This is a genomic window from Flexivirga sp. (assembly GCF_051955415.1).
Classification (GTDB): domain Bacteria; phylum Actinomycetota; class Actinomycetes; order Actinomycetales; family Dermatophilaceae; genus Flexivirga.
Window position 1 is genome coordinate 1 of the sequence record NZ_JBQCGS010000023.1, and the last position, 13,647, is coordinate 13,647.

Annotated in this window: 14 protein-coding genes and 1 pseudogene; 5 read left to right on the forward strand and 10 right to left on the reverse strand. The window is 69.0% G+C overall.

Going from position 1 to position 13,647, the window contains the following annotated elements:
* The first annotated feature begins 123 nt into the window (after nucleotides 1–123).
* The gene (locus ACTHL4_RS04045) at nucleotides 124–1,101 is read left to right on the forward strand and encodes an ABC transporter substrate-binding protein (protein ID WP_440281456.1); all 978 of its coding nucleotides are present in this window, start codon (nucleotides 124–126) and stop codon (nucleotides 1,099–1,101) included.
* A gap of 81 nt (nucleotides 1,102–1,182) precedes the next feature.
* Here the strand turns inward: ACTHL4_RS04045 and ACTHL4_RS04050 are convergent, their stop codons facing one another.
* Nucleotides 1,183–3,015: a chloride channel protein gene (locus ACTHL4_RS04050; protein WP_440281457.1), complete on the reverse strand. Its 1,833-nt coding sequence runs from the start codon at nucleotides 3,013–3,015 to the stop codon at nucleotides 1,183–1,185.
* Between the two features lie 173 nt (nucleotides 3,016–3,188).
* Here ACTHL4_RS04050 and ACTHL4_RS04055 point away from each other — a divergent pair, with 173 nt between their 5' ends.
* The 3 genes from ACTHL4_RS04055 to ACTHL4_RS04065 all read left to right on the forward strand — a co-directional run bounded on the left by ACTHL4_RS04055 (nucleotide 3,189) and on the right by ACTHL4_RS04065 (nucleotide 4,758).
* Entirely contained in the window at nucleotides 3,189–3,608 is a 420-nt protein-coding gene (locus ACTHL4_RS04055) for a MarR family winged helix-turn-helix transcriptional regulator (protein WP_440281458.1), read from the forward strand.
* Between the two features lie 25 nt (nucleotides 3,609–3,633).
* Nucleotides 3,634–3,957: a rhodanese-like domain-containing protein gene (locus ACTHL4_RS04060; RefSeq protein WP_440281459.1), complete on the forward strand. Its 324-nt coding sequence runs from the start codon at nucleotides 3,634–3,636 to the stop codon at nucleotides 3,955–3,957.
* A 120-nt stretch (nucleotides 3,958–4,077) separates the two neighbouring features.
* A complete protein-coding gene (locus ACTHL4_RS04065; RefSeq protein WP_440281460.1) occupies nucleotides 4,078–4,758 on the forward strand; it encodes a GntR family transcriptional regulator in 681 nt (226 codons plus the stop codon).
* Between the two features lie 22 nt (nucleotides 4,759–4,780).
* On the opposite strand, the gene ACTHL4_RS04070 is transcribed toward ACTHL4_RS04065, so the two are convergent.
* Complete coding sequence (locus tag ACTHL4_RS04070; protein ID WP_440281461.1) at nucleotides 4,781–5,665, reverse strand: fumarylacetoacetate hydrolase family protein; 885 nt, start codon at nucleotides 5,663–5,665, stop codon at nucleotides 4,781–4,783.
* Entirely contained in the window at nucleotides 5,662–6,084 is a 423-nt protein-coding gene (locus ACTHL4_RS04075; RefSeq protein WP_440281462.1) for a RidA family protein, read from the reverse strand. Before ACTHL4_RS04075 ends, ACTHL4_RS04070 begins: the two co-directional genes overlap by 4 nt.
* Nucleotides 6,085–6,241: 157 nt before the next feature.
* Between ACTHL4_RS04075 and ACTHL4_RS04080 the strand changes: the two genes are divergently transcribed.
* Nucleotides 6,242–6,976 carry an SDR family NAD(P)-dependent oxidoreductase gene (locus ACTHL4_RS04080; protein WP_440281463.1) on the forward strand — a complete coding sequence of 245 codons (735 nt, stop codon included), beginning with the start codon at nucleotides 6,242–6,244 and terminating at the stop codon, nucleotides 6,974–6,976.
* Nucleotides 6,977–6,997: 21 nt separating this feature from the next.
* Here ACTHL4_RS04080 and ACTHL4_RS04085 read toward each other — a convergent pair whose 3' ends face one another.
* The 7 genes and pseudogenes from ACTHL4_RS04085 to ACTHL4_RS04115 form a co-directional block, all read right to left on the reverse strand.
* Nucleotides 6,998–8,089: a branched-chain amino acid ABC transporter permease gene (locus tag ACTHL4_RS04085; protein ID WP_440281464.1), complete on the reverse strand. Its 1,092-nt coding sequence runs from the start codon at nucleotides 8,087–8,089 to the stop codon at nucleotides 6,998–7,000.
* Nucleotides 8,086–8,967, reverse strand: a complete 882-nt coding sequence (locus tag ACTHL4_RS04090; RefSeq protein ID WP_440281465.1) for a branched-chain amino acid ABC transporter permease — start codon at nucleotides 8,965–8,967, stop codon at nucleotides 8,086–8,088. The genes ACTHL4_RS04085 and ACTHL4_RS04090 overlap by 4 nt, the downstream gene beginning before the upstream one ends.
* On the reverse strand, nucleotides 8,964–9,674 hold the full coding sequence (locus tag ACTHL4_RS04095) for an ABC transporter ATP-binding protein (protein WP_440281466.1): 711 nt from the start codon (nucleotides 9,672–9,674) through the stop codon (nucleotides 8,964–8,966). Before ACTHL4_RS04095 ends, ACTHL4_RS04090 begins: the two co-directional genes overlap by 4 nt.
* The gene (locus ACTHL4_RS04100; RefSeq protein WP_440281469.1) at nucleotides 9,667–10,488 is read right to left on the reverse strand and encodes an ABC transporter ATP-binding protein; all 822 of its coding nucleotides are present in this window, start codon (nucleotides 10,486–10,488) and stop codon (nucleotides 9,667–9,669) included. The genes ACTHL4_RS04095 and ACTHL4_RS04100 overlap by 8 nt, the downstream gene beginning before the upstream one ends.
* The gene (locus tag ACTHL4_RS04105) at nucleotides 10,488–11,696 is read right to left on the reverse strand and encodes an ABC transporter substrate-binding protein (RefSeq protein WP_440281467.1); all 1,209 of its coding nucleotides are present in this window, start codon (nucleotides 11,694–11,696) and stop codon (nucleotides 10,488–10,490) included. Before ACTHL4_RS04105 ends, ACTHL4_RS04100 begins: the two co-directional genes overlap by 1 nt.
* 195 nt (nucleotides 11,697–11,891) lie before the next feature.
* A complete protein-coding gene (locus ACTHL4_RS04110; protein ID WP_440281468.1) occupies nucleotides 11,892–13,016 on the reverse strand; it encodes an MBL fold metallo-hydrolase in 1,125 nt (374 codons plus the stop codon).
* Between the two features lie 114 nt (nucleotides 13,017–13,130).
* A pseudogene (locus ACTHL4_RS04115) lies at nucleotides 13,131–13,647 on the reverse strand (acyl-CoA dehydrogenase); the annotation flags it as partial.

Below are 13,647 nucleotides of genomic sequence, written 5' to 3' on the forward strand. Positions count from 1 at the left end.
CCTCGCCCCTGGCCCGCCTGGGGCGCGGCCCCCCCCCCCCCCGGGGGGGGGGGTGGCGGCGGGGGGGGCCGCGGGGGCGCGCCCGCCGCCGGCGGGGGCGCAACCGCCGCCGCCGGCGGCTCGATGCCGACCGTCAAACTGATGGTCGGTGGCATCGACAAACAGATCTACCTGCCCTATCAGCTCGCCCAGGACCTCGGCTTCTACAAGAAGTTCGGCGTCAAGGTCGAGCTGTCCACCGAGCAGAACGGCGGGGTCGGCGCCGAGGAGGCGATGGCATCCGGCCAGGTCGACATGGCCGGTGCCTGGTACATCCACACCATCGATTTCCAGTCCAAGGGCAAGGACGTCATCGGCGTGGTGCAGCTGTCCGGCGCACCCGGTGAGCGAGAGATGTGCGGCACCAACAGCGGGGTCCACTCCGCGGCCGACTTCAAGGGCAAGACGCTCGGCGTGACCGACCTCGGTTCGGGGACCGACGAATTGACGCAGTTCCTCGCCTCACAGCACGGGATCTCCCGCAAGCAGTACAAGACGCTGGCGGTCGGGGCCGGCAGCACCGCGATCGCGGCGATCCAGCGCAACACCGCGCAGTGCGTGATGACGACGCAGCCCACCGTCGGCGCTCTGGAGTCCAAACACCTCGCCTACTCGGCGCTCGATCTGGCGACGACCCAGGGCGCCACCAAGGTGCTCGGCGGTGCGTGGCCGGCCGCGTCCGTCCTCGCCCGCGCCGACTGGGTCAACTCGCACAAGGACGCGGTGCAGAAAGTGGTCGACGCGCTGGTGGCGACGATGCACTGGATCAACACCCATTCGGCGGCGGACATCGCGAACAAGATGCCGCCGCAGTACGTGTCGAACAGCACCATCTCCAAGGCCCAGTATGTCGCCGGGCTCACCACCGACAAGGGACAGTTCCTGCCGGACGGGATCATGCCCGCGGGAGGTCCGAAGACCATCTACGCCATGGAGAAGGTGCTGGGCGTCGACGTCGGGAAGGTGAAGCTGGCCGACACGTTCACCAACGAATTCGCCATGAAGGCCAACAAACTCGAAGGTTTCAAGACGACGACCACCCCGGCGGGCGCCGCGGGCTGAGTCCGTCCGCCGCGAGCGGCATACCCGTCACGGCTCTGCCGAAGGTGCGCCATATCGCACCTTCGGCAGTGCCGTAGACGGTCAGGACCGGCCGAACCAGCCGGGGCGGGCGACACGCAGGCGCAGCACCCGCTCGGACTCGCGTGCCTCGCGCACGTCACGCACGCGGCCCTCGAGCAGCATCGTCAGCGACACCAGACCGACCAGGCGCGTGGAGTCCTCACGGTCGACGACCGGCATCTTGTCGACCGCGTTGGCAGCCATGGCATTCGCCGTCTCGCGCAGTGTCTGGTCGGCGTGCGTCACGATCGGTGCGGTGATGCACAGCTCCCGCAGCGAGGTGCCGCCGCCCTGCTCGTGCACTGCCGTCTCCAACTGCGTCCGGGTGACGACCCCGACGAGCGTGTCCTCGCCCTCGATGACCGGGTAGAGCATCTGTCGGCGCGTCTCGACCTTGTCCGGCTCGGTGCCGGAGATGACCTCCAGCGCCTCCGCGGCCGTCAGGTCGCTCTCGTAGCTGAGCACATCACGGGACATCACCTCACCGACGAAGTAGATCTCCAGCGGGTCGACGTCATACTCGCGCGTCAGGTGATAGCCGCGCCGGGCGATCTTCTCGGTCAGCACCGACCGCTTCAGCAGCAGCGTGGACAGCGCGAAAGCCGTGGAGGCACCGATGATCAGCGGCAGTATGGCGTCGAAGCGACCGGTCAGCTCCATCGCGAAGATCACGCCGGTGAACGGAGAGCGCATCACGCCGCCCAGGACGCCCGCCAGAGCGACCAGCGCCCAGAAGCCGGGCCCGACGTGCGGGAAGATGTTGGACTCCAGCGCGCCGAGGGCACCGCCGATCATGAACATCGGCGCGAGGACACCACCGGACGTGCCCGATCCCAGCGACAGCGACCAGATGAGCGTCTTGACGATCAGGATGCCGATCACCAGGTCCATGCCGATGCTGCCGTCCAGCTCGGCCTCGATGATGTTGTAACCGACACCGAGCGACTCCGGCACGATCAGGCCGCCGATGCCGATGATGACGCCGCCGATGGCCGGCCACCACATCCAGTGCACCGGCAGCCGGCGGAAGCCGTCCTCGGCCGCGTAGACCAGGACGGTCGCCACGATCGCCAGCAGCCCGGCCACGATGCCGGTGACCACGCAGAGCAGTTCGGCCGTCGGCGTGATGTGCAACGCGCCCTTCACCGGGAAGAGCACGCCGTCGCCCAGCAGCGGGTGTCGTATGACGGTCGCGACGCACACCGCGGCCGCGACCGGCACGTAGCTGCGCGGACGCCATTCGAAGAGCAGCAACTCGACGGCGAGCATGATCGCCGCGAACGGGGTGTTGAAGGTGGCGGCCATACCGGCCGCGGCACCCGCGACCAACAAGGTCTTGCGCTCGTCGGCCGTCAGCCGCAGGAACTGGGCGAACAGTGATCCGACGGCCCCACCGGTCATGCTGATCGGGCCCTCGGCACCGAACGGACCGCCGGTGCCGATCGCGATGGCCGAGGACACCGGCTTGAGGATGGCCACGCGCGGCTGCACCTTGCTGCCGCCCAGCAGGATCGCCTCGATCGCCTCCGGCATGCCGTGGCCGCGAATCTTCTCGGATCCGTAGCGGGCCATGAATCCGATGACCAGGCCACCGACGATCGGCGCGAGCAGGACGATCCACCACTGGTCGTGGCCGCCGCCGGGAGCAACGAGTTTGGTGTCGAACCGCTGGTAGAACACCGCGTTGGTGATGATGCCGATGAGCCGCAGCAGCGCCCAGGCCACCACGGCCGCGACCGCCCCGACCGGGACGGCGAGCGCGGCGATGATCAGCAGCCGCGGCGTCGCGCGGAAGTCACCGAGGTGGTGAACGTCACGGGGCACGTCGTTCGGCGCGATGGGTTGGGTGCTCATGACGACGCCCTCGTTCCTCGGGTGCGGTCCTTCGCCCTGTGCCCTTCACGGCGCTGACTTCGTTCGCTCAACTCGGGAGCCACTTTCTCGATCGTGTTTATATCGTGACACGATTATGTCGTGCAACGACATAATATGGGGTCGGTCAAATCCGCCCGAAGGAGTCTCAGCCTGTGACCTCCCGTCCGCGCGTCACCGACGCCGACTACACCCGCCTGCTGCGATTGCGCACCCGGCTGCGCAAGTTCGAGCACTGGAGCGCCGAGCAGGCGGCAGCGATGGGACTGACCGCCAGCCAGCACCAGTTGTTGCTCGCGATCCGTGGACACCAGGACGACGACGGTCCGACGATCGGCGACGTCGCCGACTACCTGCTGGTGCGGCACAACACCGCCGTCGAGCTGGTCAACCGCACCCAGGAGCTCGGCCTGATCGACCGTCACCGCGACGGCAGCGACCACCGGGTGGTGCGACTGGCACTGACCGAGGAAGGTCGCAAGCGGCTCAACGCACTGTCCGCCGACCACATCGAGGAACTCGCCCGGCTGGCCGAGGTGGTGGACGAGCTCTTCGACACCCTGCATCGCCCCTGACGGCCGGTTTTGGCAGGATCGAGCCATGAGCAAGAACACCGTGCCGGCCGAACTCGCCGACGATGCAGTCATTCTCGACGTCCGCCGGCAGGACGAATGGGATGCCGGCCACGCGCCCACCGCGGTGCACATCCCCTTCGAGGAGCTGCAGGCGCGGGTGGCCGAACTGCCTTCCACCGACGGTCCGATACCGGTCGTATGCCGTGGCGGCGGCCGGTCCTCACGCGCGGCGAAGTGGCTGAACGACAACGGCCACCAGGCGATCAACGTCGCCGGCGGGATGCAGGCGTGGCATGCCGAGGGCAAGCCGATGGATAGCGCCGACGGCAACAGCCCGAGGGTGCTCTGACGGGTGGTCTGACCGGTGCTCCGACGGGTGCCCCGAACCGTCCGTCGGACCGGCCCGATGGCCGGATCCGGCGGGTTATGCTGCTGGACGACAGATTTGATCAATTCTGAGGGGGACGTCGTGGCAGCCTCGCATCTCCCGCCGGTCACGCACACGACGGCGGCGGACGCTGCGACGACCGCCCTCTTCAACGGCATCGTCGACGGCACCGTGGCGCCGGGTTCGCACCTTCGCCTTGCCGAGCTCGCCGAGCAGTTCGGGCTGAGCATGATGCCGGTCCGCGAGGCGCTGCGGCGCCTGGAGCACCTCGGGCTGGTCGAGCTGGAGGCCCATCGCGGGGCGTTCGTGCGGCAACTGTCCCTGGAGGACGTCCGGGCGACCTACGAGACCCGGTTCCTGCTGGAGGGCGAGGCGGCCCAGCGGGCGGCGCGCAACTTCACCCCGGAGGCGGCGCAGACCGCGCGCGATGCTCTCGCGGCACGGGCCCGGCACATGGCCGAAGGCGAGCCGCATCGTGCCCGCGACGCCCACGAGCTGTTCCATTTCACGATCTACCAAGCCGCCGGCAATCCGTGGCTGCTGCGCTCGATCATGCCGCCGTGGCGCAACGCCGAGCGCTACCGGCTGGAGTCGATGCGGCGTCCGGAGCTGGCGGCCGAGCGGGCCCGGGAGCACGAGGCGATCCTCACCGCCGTGATCGACGGGCACGGTGCGGCCGCCCGTGACCGGACGATCGAGCATCTGCAGGCCTCGCTGACTCTCATCGAGGGCCTCTTCGCCACCGGGGACGAGAAGGGCTGACCGGCGCCCCGTCTGGCGTCCGTCAGGTGAGGACGGCCTGCCGCACCGTGTTGCGCAACTCGCCCAGCGCCCCGCCGCGGGTGATCACCACGTCGTCCGCATCCAGGAACACCGCCGGTTCCCGGGCGTTGCCGATGCCACTGGGTGTGCCGGTGAGTATGACGTCGCCCGCGCGCAGCGTCATGCCGAAGCTGAGTTCGCTGATCAGCTGCGGGATGGGGAAGGCCATGTCGGCGACCGTCGCGCGCTGCATGATCTCGCCGTTCAGCTCGCACTCGATCGCCAGCGCACCGACATCCGGCACCTCGTCGATCGTCGTCAGCCACGGACCGCACGGCATCGTCGCGTCGATGCTCTTGCCCTTCAGCCACTGCCCGCCGTGCGCTCGTTGCAGGTCGCGCTGTGACACGTCGTTGGCCAGGAAGAAGGCGAAGACGTGGTCCCACGCGTCCTCTCGACGGATGGAGCGGCCGTCGCGGCCGATGACGATCGCGATCTCCGCCTCGTAGTCCCACTTCTGCGAGACGGTGGCGTCATATGCGATCGGGTCGGCCGGCCCGACGACGGTGTCCGGGCCCTTGGTGAAGAAGGTCGGATGCGCTGGCATGGCATCCGGCCCCTGCCCCTCGCGCTTGCCCAGCGACTCGTAGAAATGGTCCAGGTAGTTCCACCCGGTGCACAGGATGTCGCGGTTGAAGCGTTGCAACGGCGCCGCGAGGCTGACCGCTGCGAGCGGCACCGCGCCGACGTTCGCGGCTGCGGCGGCCACCTCCGCCGTGGTGACGACCCCGCGCACGACGTCATCGACCGTGCCCAGGGCGGGGGACAGCAGGCGCACGCCGGCCAGGTCCTCGGTGACGACCCCGATCACGGTGGCGTCGCCCTGCCGCACTGCGGCCAGCTTCATCGCCCACCACCGATGGCCGCGATGGCGTTGATCTCGATCAGGTAGTCGGCCTTCACGAAGCGGGAGACCTGGACCATCGTCGATGCCGGCGCGTGCTCGGTGAAGTACTGCCGGCGCACCGCGTGGATGGCGTCGAAGTCCGCCATGTCCAGCACATAGACGTCGAGCCGGGCGATGTCCGCCAGCGCGCCGCCGGCTGCCTCGACGGCCGCCTTGAGGTTCTGGCAGACCTGGTGTGTCTGGGCCGTGATGTCACGGACACCGGTGATGCCGCCCGCCGCGTTGCGCGCCGTCATACCGGACAGGAAAACCAGGCGGTCGGTGGCCGGCACGCTCACTGCCGCACCGTGCGCGAAATGGCCGTTCGGCTCAGCGAGTTCGGGCGCGACAATCGTCTCGATGATCGTGTCGGTGGTCATGCAGTCTCCTGGTGGTCAGCGGGCATCGTCGGTCGCCGCGCAGATCGGGCAGGTGGGCCGGGTACGCGTGTCGTGCCGGCTTCCCGGGTGGTAGATTTGATCATATGTCAAACCTGTATGATGCGCCAATCCTCCCTCCCGCCGAAAGCGACGGCCCATGACGACCACCGCACACCCCCGACGAACGGTTCTGATCACCGGTGCCACACGCGGCATCGGCCGTGCGCTGGCCGAGCAGCTCGCAGCGGACGGCGACATCGTCCTGCTCAGTTCCCGGGACGGCGCTGCGGTCGCCGCCGCGGCAGACGAGATCGCCGGCAACGTCCGCCCGGCCGGGCCCGACCCGGTGCAGATCCACCCCATCCAGCTCGACGCCACCGACCCGGTCAGCGTCTGCGACGCGGCTGCACGGATCGGGCGCGATCACGGGCACCTCGACGTGCTGGTCAACAACGTGGGCGGCATGTTCGACGGCCCGAGCCGCGCTTCCACGGTGCAGCTGGACACCGTCCGGGCGACCTTCGAGCTCAACCTCTTCTCGGCGTGGCGGGTCACCCAGGCGATGCTGCCGCTGCTGCGGCGTGGACATGAGGCACGCATCGTCAACGTGTCCAGCGAGACGGGGTCGTTGACCCGGATGACCGCCGAACAGCCTGCCTACGGCATGTCGAAGGCGGCACTCAACGCGCTGACCCGCTCACTCGCCGGGGAACTCGCCGCCGAAGGCATCACCGTCCACGCCGCCAGCCCGGGTTTCACGGCCACCGAAGCCGTCGCCGAGGGAGGACGCCCGGTGCCCGACGGCGCGGCGAGCATCAAGGCCGTCATCGACCTTCCGGCGGGATCTGGCACCGGCGGCTTCTTCCAGGACGGTGCGGCACTGCCCTGGTGAGCAGCGCCTCGCCCGCCCGGCTCAGTCGCCGACCGGCCGCCGGGCGGGCCGGCGCAGCGGCCAGCCGAGTTCCCGGCCGCCGGTGAGCCCCTGCGGCCGGAAGAGCAGCATCAGGATGAGCACGGCGCCCAGCACCAGCGGCTCGGTGCCGTCGGGAATGGAGAAGATGTAGCCCGCGATGACCGTGCCGCTCTGCAGGTGCACCAGCACGATGTCCAGGGCCGAATAGAGCAGCACACCGACCACGGCGCCCCACACACTGTTGGTCCCGCCGAGCACCAGCATCCCGATGACGGTGAAGGTCAGCGCGGTGGACAGCTGCGAAGCCTGCACGACCGCGTTGGTCTCGGCCCAGAGCGCGCCTGCCACGCCGCAGATGCCGGCGGACAGGACGAAGGCGATGGTGCGATGCAGCGTGACATTGATGCCGACACCGGGTGCGGCGGTGATGCTCTCCCGGGATGCTCTCAACAGACGGGCGGTCCGCGTCTGCTGGTAGAGCCACGCGGCCACGATCGCGGCGACCGCGAACGCCAGCAATCCGTAGCTGCCCCAGACCGAACGCACGCCGACCATCGACTGACCGCTCGGGGGGCCGATCTTGGTCCAGTAGGTCAGCACCTGGGTGACCACACCGAGCAGGGCGAAGGTGGCGATGCCTGCCTGCAGCCCGTTGAGGCGCATCAGCAGCGGGCCGACGACCAGCGCCAACAGCATGGCGAGGACCGCCGCCAGCAGCACCGCAACGTATGTCGGTAACTCGGCACGATCCAGGAACCCGTAGAGGTTGGGCATGATGTTGTGCTTCAGCGTCGGGTCTGCGGTGGTCAGCCCGAAGGTCCAGGCACCGACGGCGACGAAGGCGATGTGCCCGAAGGACAGCACACCGGACGTGCCGATGAACAACTGCAGGCCGAGGACGATCACCAGGTTGACCAGAGCGAACTGCGCCTGCAGCCCGATCGTCGAGGACAGCGAGTTGCCGATGATCGTCGCGACGCAGACCAGCAGGATCGGGCCCACCATGCTCCACACGGTCGCGAGCCGCGTGGCAGGCGGGCGCTGCGCGGACGGTGCCGAGGCGTTCAGATCAAGGGTCGAGGTGTCGGTCATGCTCGCTCCACGGCTGCGGGGGTGAGAAGGCCTCCGGGACGGACCAGGAGGACCAGAAGGACGATGACGAAGACGAAGGCGTCGCGAAAGTTGACGCTGCTCTGCGGCAACCAGGCCGACAGCAGGGAGGCGCAGAACCCGATGATGAAACCGCCCACCAGCGCACCGCTGAGCTTGTCGATGCCGCCGATGACCGCGCCGATCAGCGCCAGGATGGTGATGTTGACGCCGAAGCTCGGGCCGACCGCCCCGGTCTGGGTGGCGAGCACGAACGCCACCGCCGCCGCCAGCACCCCACTGAGCGCGAACGTCAGGGAGATGACGCGGTTGGCGCGCACACCCAGCAGCCGGGCGGTCCCGAAGTCGGCGGACGCCGCCTGCACCTGCAGGCCCCAGGACGTCTTGTCGAGGAAGACCCGCAGGCCGAACATGAGCGCGACCGCCAGCGCGATGGTGACCATCGAGAGCATGCGCGCGTCGATACCGAGGAAGCTGACCGACCGTGCGAGGCCGCTGGCCACTCCGCCGGTCCTGACGTTGTTGCCGAAGACGATCGCGTAGACGCGTTGCAGGAAGAAGCTGAGGCCGAACGAGGCGATCAGCAGGGTCGCAGGATGCGCACCGCGCAACTTGCGGAAGACCACGAGTTCGCACAGCACGGCCAGCGCGATCCCGACCACGACGGTCAGCACCAGCGCCGGCACCACGCCATACGGCCAGGTGAGCACAAGGGTGTAGCCGCACGCGGTGATCAGCTCGCCGTGAGCGAAGTTCGCCAAGCGCATCATCCCGAAGACGAGGCCGAGACCGAGCGCCGCCAGCGCATAGAGCGCGCCGCTGGAGATCGCATCGAGGAGGTTCTGGACGACGTTGCTCATCCGAAGTACGCCTTTGTGAGAAGAGAGTCGTCGTCCGCGTCGGCGGGCGACAGCTGCAGGGTCAGCTCGCCCTCGTGCAACACATGCGTCCGGTCGCAGAACGCGACGGTGAACTCCGCGCGCTGCTCCACGACCAGCACACCGACACCGCTCTCGCGGACCGCGGCGAGCGCGTCGAAGACGGTGTCAACCGCAGTGGGCGACAGGCCGAGTGACGGCTCGTCGAGCATCAGCACATCGGGTTCGGCCAGCAGAGCCCGGGCGATCGCCAGCTGTTGCTGCTGCCCACCGGACAGCAGGCCGGCCTGCCGGTCCCGGAACTCCGCCAGGACCGGGAACAGCTCTCGCACCCGGGACACCGCTTCGGCGCTGCCGCTGCGGTCGCGCCGGCCGACCAGGCCGAGCCGGAGGTTGTCGTCCACGGACAGGTCGCCGAAGATGTGCCGGCCCTCGGGCACCAGCGCCAGGCCGCGTCGGACGATCTGTTCGGGCGCCCAGCCCAGCACGTCCTCGCCGTGCAGCCGGACCGCACCACTGGCCCGAACCGCGCCCATCAGGGCCAGCAGGGTGGAGGACTTCCCGGCGCCATTGGGTCCGATCAGGCCGACGGTCTCGCCGCGGCCGAGCCGCAGGCTGACGCCGCGGACCGCCGGCACGCCGCGGTAGCGGACATGGAGGCCCTCGACCTCGAGCAGTGCCTCATGCATCGGGTTCCTCCGTGCCTCCGTCGGCCGTGCGGGCCGCATCCTGCCGTCCGCTCCTGCCGAGGTACGCCTCGGCGAGCGAGGCGTCGTTGCGCACCTCCTCGGGCGTGCCCTCCAGAAAGTTGCGGCCGCCGACCACCACCTTGATGCGGTGGCAGATCCCGAGGATGAGCCGGATGTTGTGGTCGATCAGCAGCACCCCGGTGCCCTGCGCGGCGATCTGCCGGATGGCGTCGCCGAACGAGGCGATCTCGCCCTCGTTGAGCCCGGCAGCCGGTTCGTCCAGCAGCAGGTATGCCGGCCGGCTCGCCAGGGCACGAGCCACTCCGACCCGGCGTTCGACACCGTGCGGCAGGGAGTGCGCCTGGCATTCGGCCCACTCGCCGGCGCCCACTCGAGTGAGCATCTCGGTGGCGATTGCCGGTGCCTCACGGCGCGACACCCCGGTGGCGAGCGCGGCGACCTCGACGTTCTCGCGCACGGTCAGCCCGCCGAACAGGTGCCCTTGCTGGAAGGTGCGGGCAACACCGCTGCGGCACCGGTCGCGGGCGCGGTGGCGGTTGACGGTGACGCCGTCGACGGTGACGACTCCGCTGTCCGGCCGGTCATAGCCGCTGATGATGTTGACCAGCGTCGACTTGCCGGCACCGTTCGGCCCGATCAGCCCGACGATCTCACCGCGGCGCAGGCTCAGATCGACACCGGAGAGGGCATGCACACTGCGGAACGCGCGACAGACATCGCGCACCTGCAGACCCGATCCGTCGGACCGCGCCCCGGACACCTCGGCGGTCACCCGGGCGGCCTCCTCGGCCATCACGGTGCGTCGACCACCTGCTGCGGCGTGCGCCGCTCCACGAACTTGAGTTTGCCGTCGACGACTTCCAGCACACTCATCGGCCGCTTGACGTTGATGTGCAGCGCCGGCGAGAACGACGTCGGACCTGCCAGCGTCGGCACATCCTTGAACGCCTCCATCGCGGCGGTGATCTTCTTGCCGTCCCACGTCTTGGCGTCGCCATACGCGACCTTGAGCGACTGCAGCGTCGCCGCGCCGGTGACGAACGAGCCGACGCTCGGCGCCGCACCGAACTTGGTCTTGTATGCCGCGGCGAACTTGTTGACGGCCGGATCCGGGTCGTCGCCGTTCTTCGACACGTAGGTGACGACGTAGTAGTCCTTCAGCCCGGGCACACCGGAGGTCCAGAAGTCCCCGTCCATGCCGAAGCCGGAGATGATCGGCGCCGGGACACCGCCGTCGCGCAGCTCCTTGGCAACCGTGGCGCCACCGGGGCTGTAGCCGCAGTTGAAGACGACGTCCGGCTTCTTGCCGGCGCGGATCTTCGACACCGTCTCGGTGACGTCGTCACCCTGCTTGTAGTTGTACGACGCGATGACCTTGTCACCGAGCTGCCCCAGCCGCTTGGCGACGATGTCGCACTGGTTCTGGGTGTATTTCAGCGTGGTGTCCTTCAGCAGGACGGCGTTCTTCCAGCCCTTGCTGTTGGCGAACTCCGCCATGATGGACGCCTCACCCGGGGTGCCGTCGCCCATCGAGAAGCCGATCTTCAAGCCGCCCTGGGGTCCGAAGATCGGGTCGCCGACGCACGGGGCGATGACCACGACGTTCTTCGCCTGGGCCGCCTGCGCGGCAGGTGAGGCCGTGTCGTAGTCGCAGCTGACGACGAGCGCCTTCACGCCTGCGGCGAGCATCTGCTGCGCACCGGGCGCATACTTCGCCAGCTGGCTCTGGGTGTCGAAGAACTTCAGCTCGACCGGGTGGCCGTCGATACCGCCCGAATTGTTCATCTCCGCCGCTTGCAGCCGCAGCGCGTTGCTCGCGGGCGTGTCGACCGGGCCGAGGAATCCCGACTTGGCCATGACCACCCCGATGGTCCACGGCGTCTTGGCGTCCGAGGAGCCGGAGCTGCCGCCGGACGCATCGGACGCCTTCTGGCACCCGGAGACGGACAAGCCGAGTGCGAGGACCGCGGTCGAGGCAACGGCGAACTGACGCAGAGACATAGCAAACACCTGTCATTTCTGGGAGCGCTGACGAAGCGATCGGCCCGCGGCCGGGGCGTCGTACGGGAGGGAATGCCGGAGAGGAACTCAGGAGGGAGGGAAAGCAAGCGGCTCGCGAAGACGTGCCAAGTATGACATTTGATCAAAGATCAGGCAATGGAAATCGCCGCATGCGCCACGAGCCGGCCGCATCGGTCAGACGATCCGGATGCGCTGCAGGTCCTCGCCGATCGTCACCGGGCCGTCGTAGCCGGCACGCGCCCACTTGCGCCATTGCGCGGCAGGCAGCGGGTTTCCCCGCAGGTCGGAGATGTGGCTGAGCACCAGGTGCTTGGCGCGGCTGGCCTGCGCGATCGGCCCGACCTCCTGCACCTCCACGTGCGACTGGAGCAGATGGTCCACGAACACCGGGGTGCCGTTGCTCCAGCCGCGTACGTTGATCGCCTCATGCACCAGGACGTCGGTGCCGTGTGCAAGCCGCGGGATGTTCGGCGTGTAGGTGGTGTCACCGGAGAAGGTGACCGATCCGTACTTGGTGTCGAAGCGGAAGGCGAAGGCCGGGAAGACCGGGCCGTGCGGCACCAGGATGGCGCTCACCCGGACGTTCTCGTCCTGCATCACCACGAACGGCGGCATGGGCGGTGCGGTGTGCTGGAACGTCGCGCCGACGCTGGCGGGGACGGCGATCTCGTGGACGTCGGCCAGGGTGCGGATGTCCCGGATGCCCATGTCGCGCAGGAAGACGTTGGTGCTGTAGGCGTAGGCGTCATGGCAGTCGTCGGTCAGCTGCGCGATGCCGGGGGTCGGTGCCGCGGGGTTGATCGTCGGGGAGGTGCCGCCGCCGAAGGTGGGCGGCAGGCCGCCTGCCGGACCGGGCCCGTAGACCGGCACGGGCCCGGGCAGGCTGTCGCCCTCCTGGTTGGGGACGCTGCCGGCGAGCAGGAAGAAGTTGTAGTAGTCGGCGACGTGGTCCGCGTGCAGGTGCGTCACGAAGATGCCCTTGAGCGACTTGAAGGTCAGCCCGGCGCGGAGGTACTGCGTGGCCGCCGAGCGTCCGCAGTCGATCACGTAGGTCGCTCCGTCAACCACGAGTGCGGAGGCGATGCCCGTGCGCAACGGGTCGATCGGCGGGCCGGCCTTGGTGCCGAGCAGGACCAGCTCCAGGTGCGCCGGCTCCTTGCGCGGTTTCGCCGAGGCGCTCGCCGCCCCGAGCGTCATCAGCGCCGGCGTCGCCGCGGCGCCGGCCAGCATCGAGCGGCGGCCGATGCCGGCGCCCCGGCTGTGATCGGCGGTCTCTTCGGGACCACAGAGAGTGCACATGAACTTCTCCTGTTTCGATGGGTGACCGGATGCCTGGGTGCATCCGGACGGCGGTTCGGTTTTGCGGAAAACGTTGCCCAGCAATGGTTTTCGTGGTAGCGCCAGGACGACACCTCAACCCAGCGGGACGGCCTGCTCAGGTTGCGCGAGGTCGAAGAAGCCCCAGTGCGTCCCCGGGGGGAGTGTCTCGGTGAGCATGCGGCCGCACTGCGTCGTCACCACGGTCGAGGCGCCGCGGTGCAGGTTGCCGGCGTGACTGTCGCGGAAGAACCGCTGTATGGCGCCCTGGCGCATGACCTGCGCGCCGGCGAAACGGTGCACCAGCTGAGCAATCTCCAGGGCGGTGCGCGTCGCCAGGCTTGACGCGAGCCGTGCCATCGTCTCCTGCTCGTCGCCGAGTCGTTGTCCGGAGTCCAGCTCCACCGCGATGTCGGACCAGGTCTCGTGCAGCAGCGCCATGGTGCCGCGCACATGCGAGTAGTGCCGCGCGAACTCGGCGAAGAACTCGTCGGTGGTGACTGGCGCACCCTTGGCGGGGTCGCGCCGTTTGGCCAGTGCGCGCAGCTCGGCGAGCAGCCGCCGGCCCACGCCTTGTGACCAGGCCGACTGGTGCAGCCCGGCCAGCAGCGCC

Coding starts and splice junctions, on each gene's coding strand:
- ACTHL4_RS04045 (WP_440281456.1), top strand. CDS start 124: ATGCCGACCGTCAAACTGATGGTCGGTGGCATCGACAAACAGATCTAC.
- ACTHL4_RS04050 (WP_440281457.1), bottom strand. CDS start 3,015: ATGAGCACCCAACCCATCGCGCCGAACGACGTGCCCCGTGACGTTCAC.
- ACTHL4_RS04060 (WP_440281459.1), top strand. CDS start 3,634: ATGAGCAAGAACACCGTGCCGGCCGAACTCGCCGACGATGCAGTCATT.
- ACTHL4_RS04070 (WP_440281461.1), bottom strand. CDS start 5,665: ATGAAGCTGGCCGCAGTGCGGCAGGGCGACGCCACCGTGATCGGGGTC.
- ACTHL4_RS04075 (WP_440281462.1), bottom strand. CDS start 6,084: ATGACCACCGACACGATCATCGAGACGATTGTCGCGCCCGAACTCGCT.
- ACTHL4_RS04080 (WP_440281463.1), top strand. CDS start 6,242: ATGACGACCACCGCACACCCCCGACGAACGGTTCTGATCACCGGTGCC.
- ACTHL4_RS04085 (WP_440281464.1), bottom strand. CDS start 8,089: ATGACCGACACCTCGACCCTTGATCTGAACGCCTCGGCACCGTCCGCG.
- ACTHL4_RS04090 (WP_440281465.1), bottom strand. CDS start 8,967: ATGAGCAACGTCGTCCAGAACCTCCTCGATGCGATCTCCAGCGGCGCG.
- ACTHL4_RS04095 (WP_440281466.1), bottom strand. CDS start 9,674: ATGCATGAGGCACTGCTCGAGGTCGAGGGCCTCCATGTCCGCTACCGC.
- ACTHL4_RS04100 (WP_440281469.1), bottom strand. CDS start 10,488: ATGGCCGAGGAGGCCGCCCGGGTGACCGCCGAGGTGTCCGGGGCGCGG.
- ACTHL4_RS04105 (WP_440281467.1), bottom strand. CDS start 11,696: ATGTCTCTGCGTCAGTTCGCCGTTGCCTCGACCGCGGTCCTCGCACTC.
- ACTHL4_RS04110 (WP_440281468.1), bottom strand. CDS start 13,016: ATGTGCACTCTCTGTGGTCCCGAAGAGACCGCCGATCACAGCCGGGGC.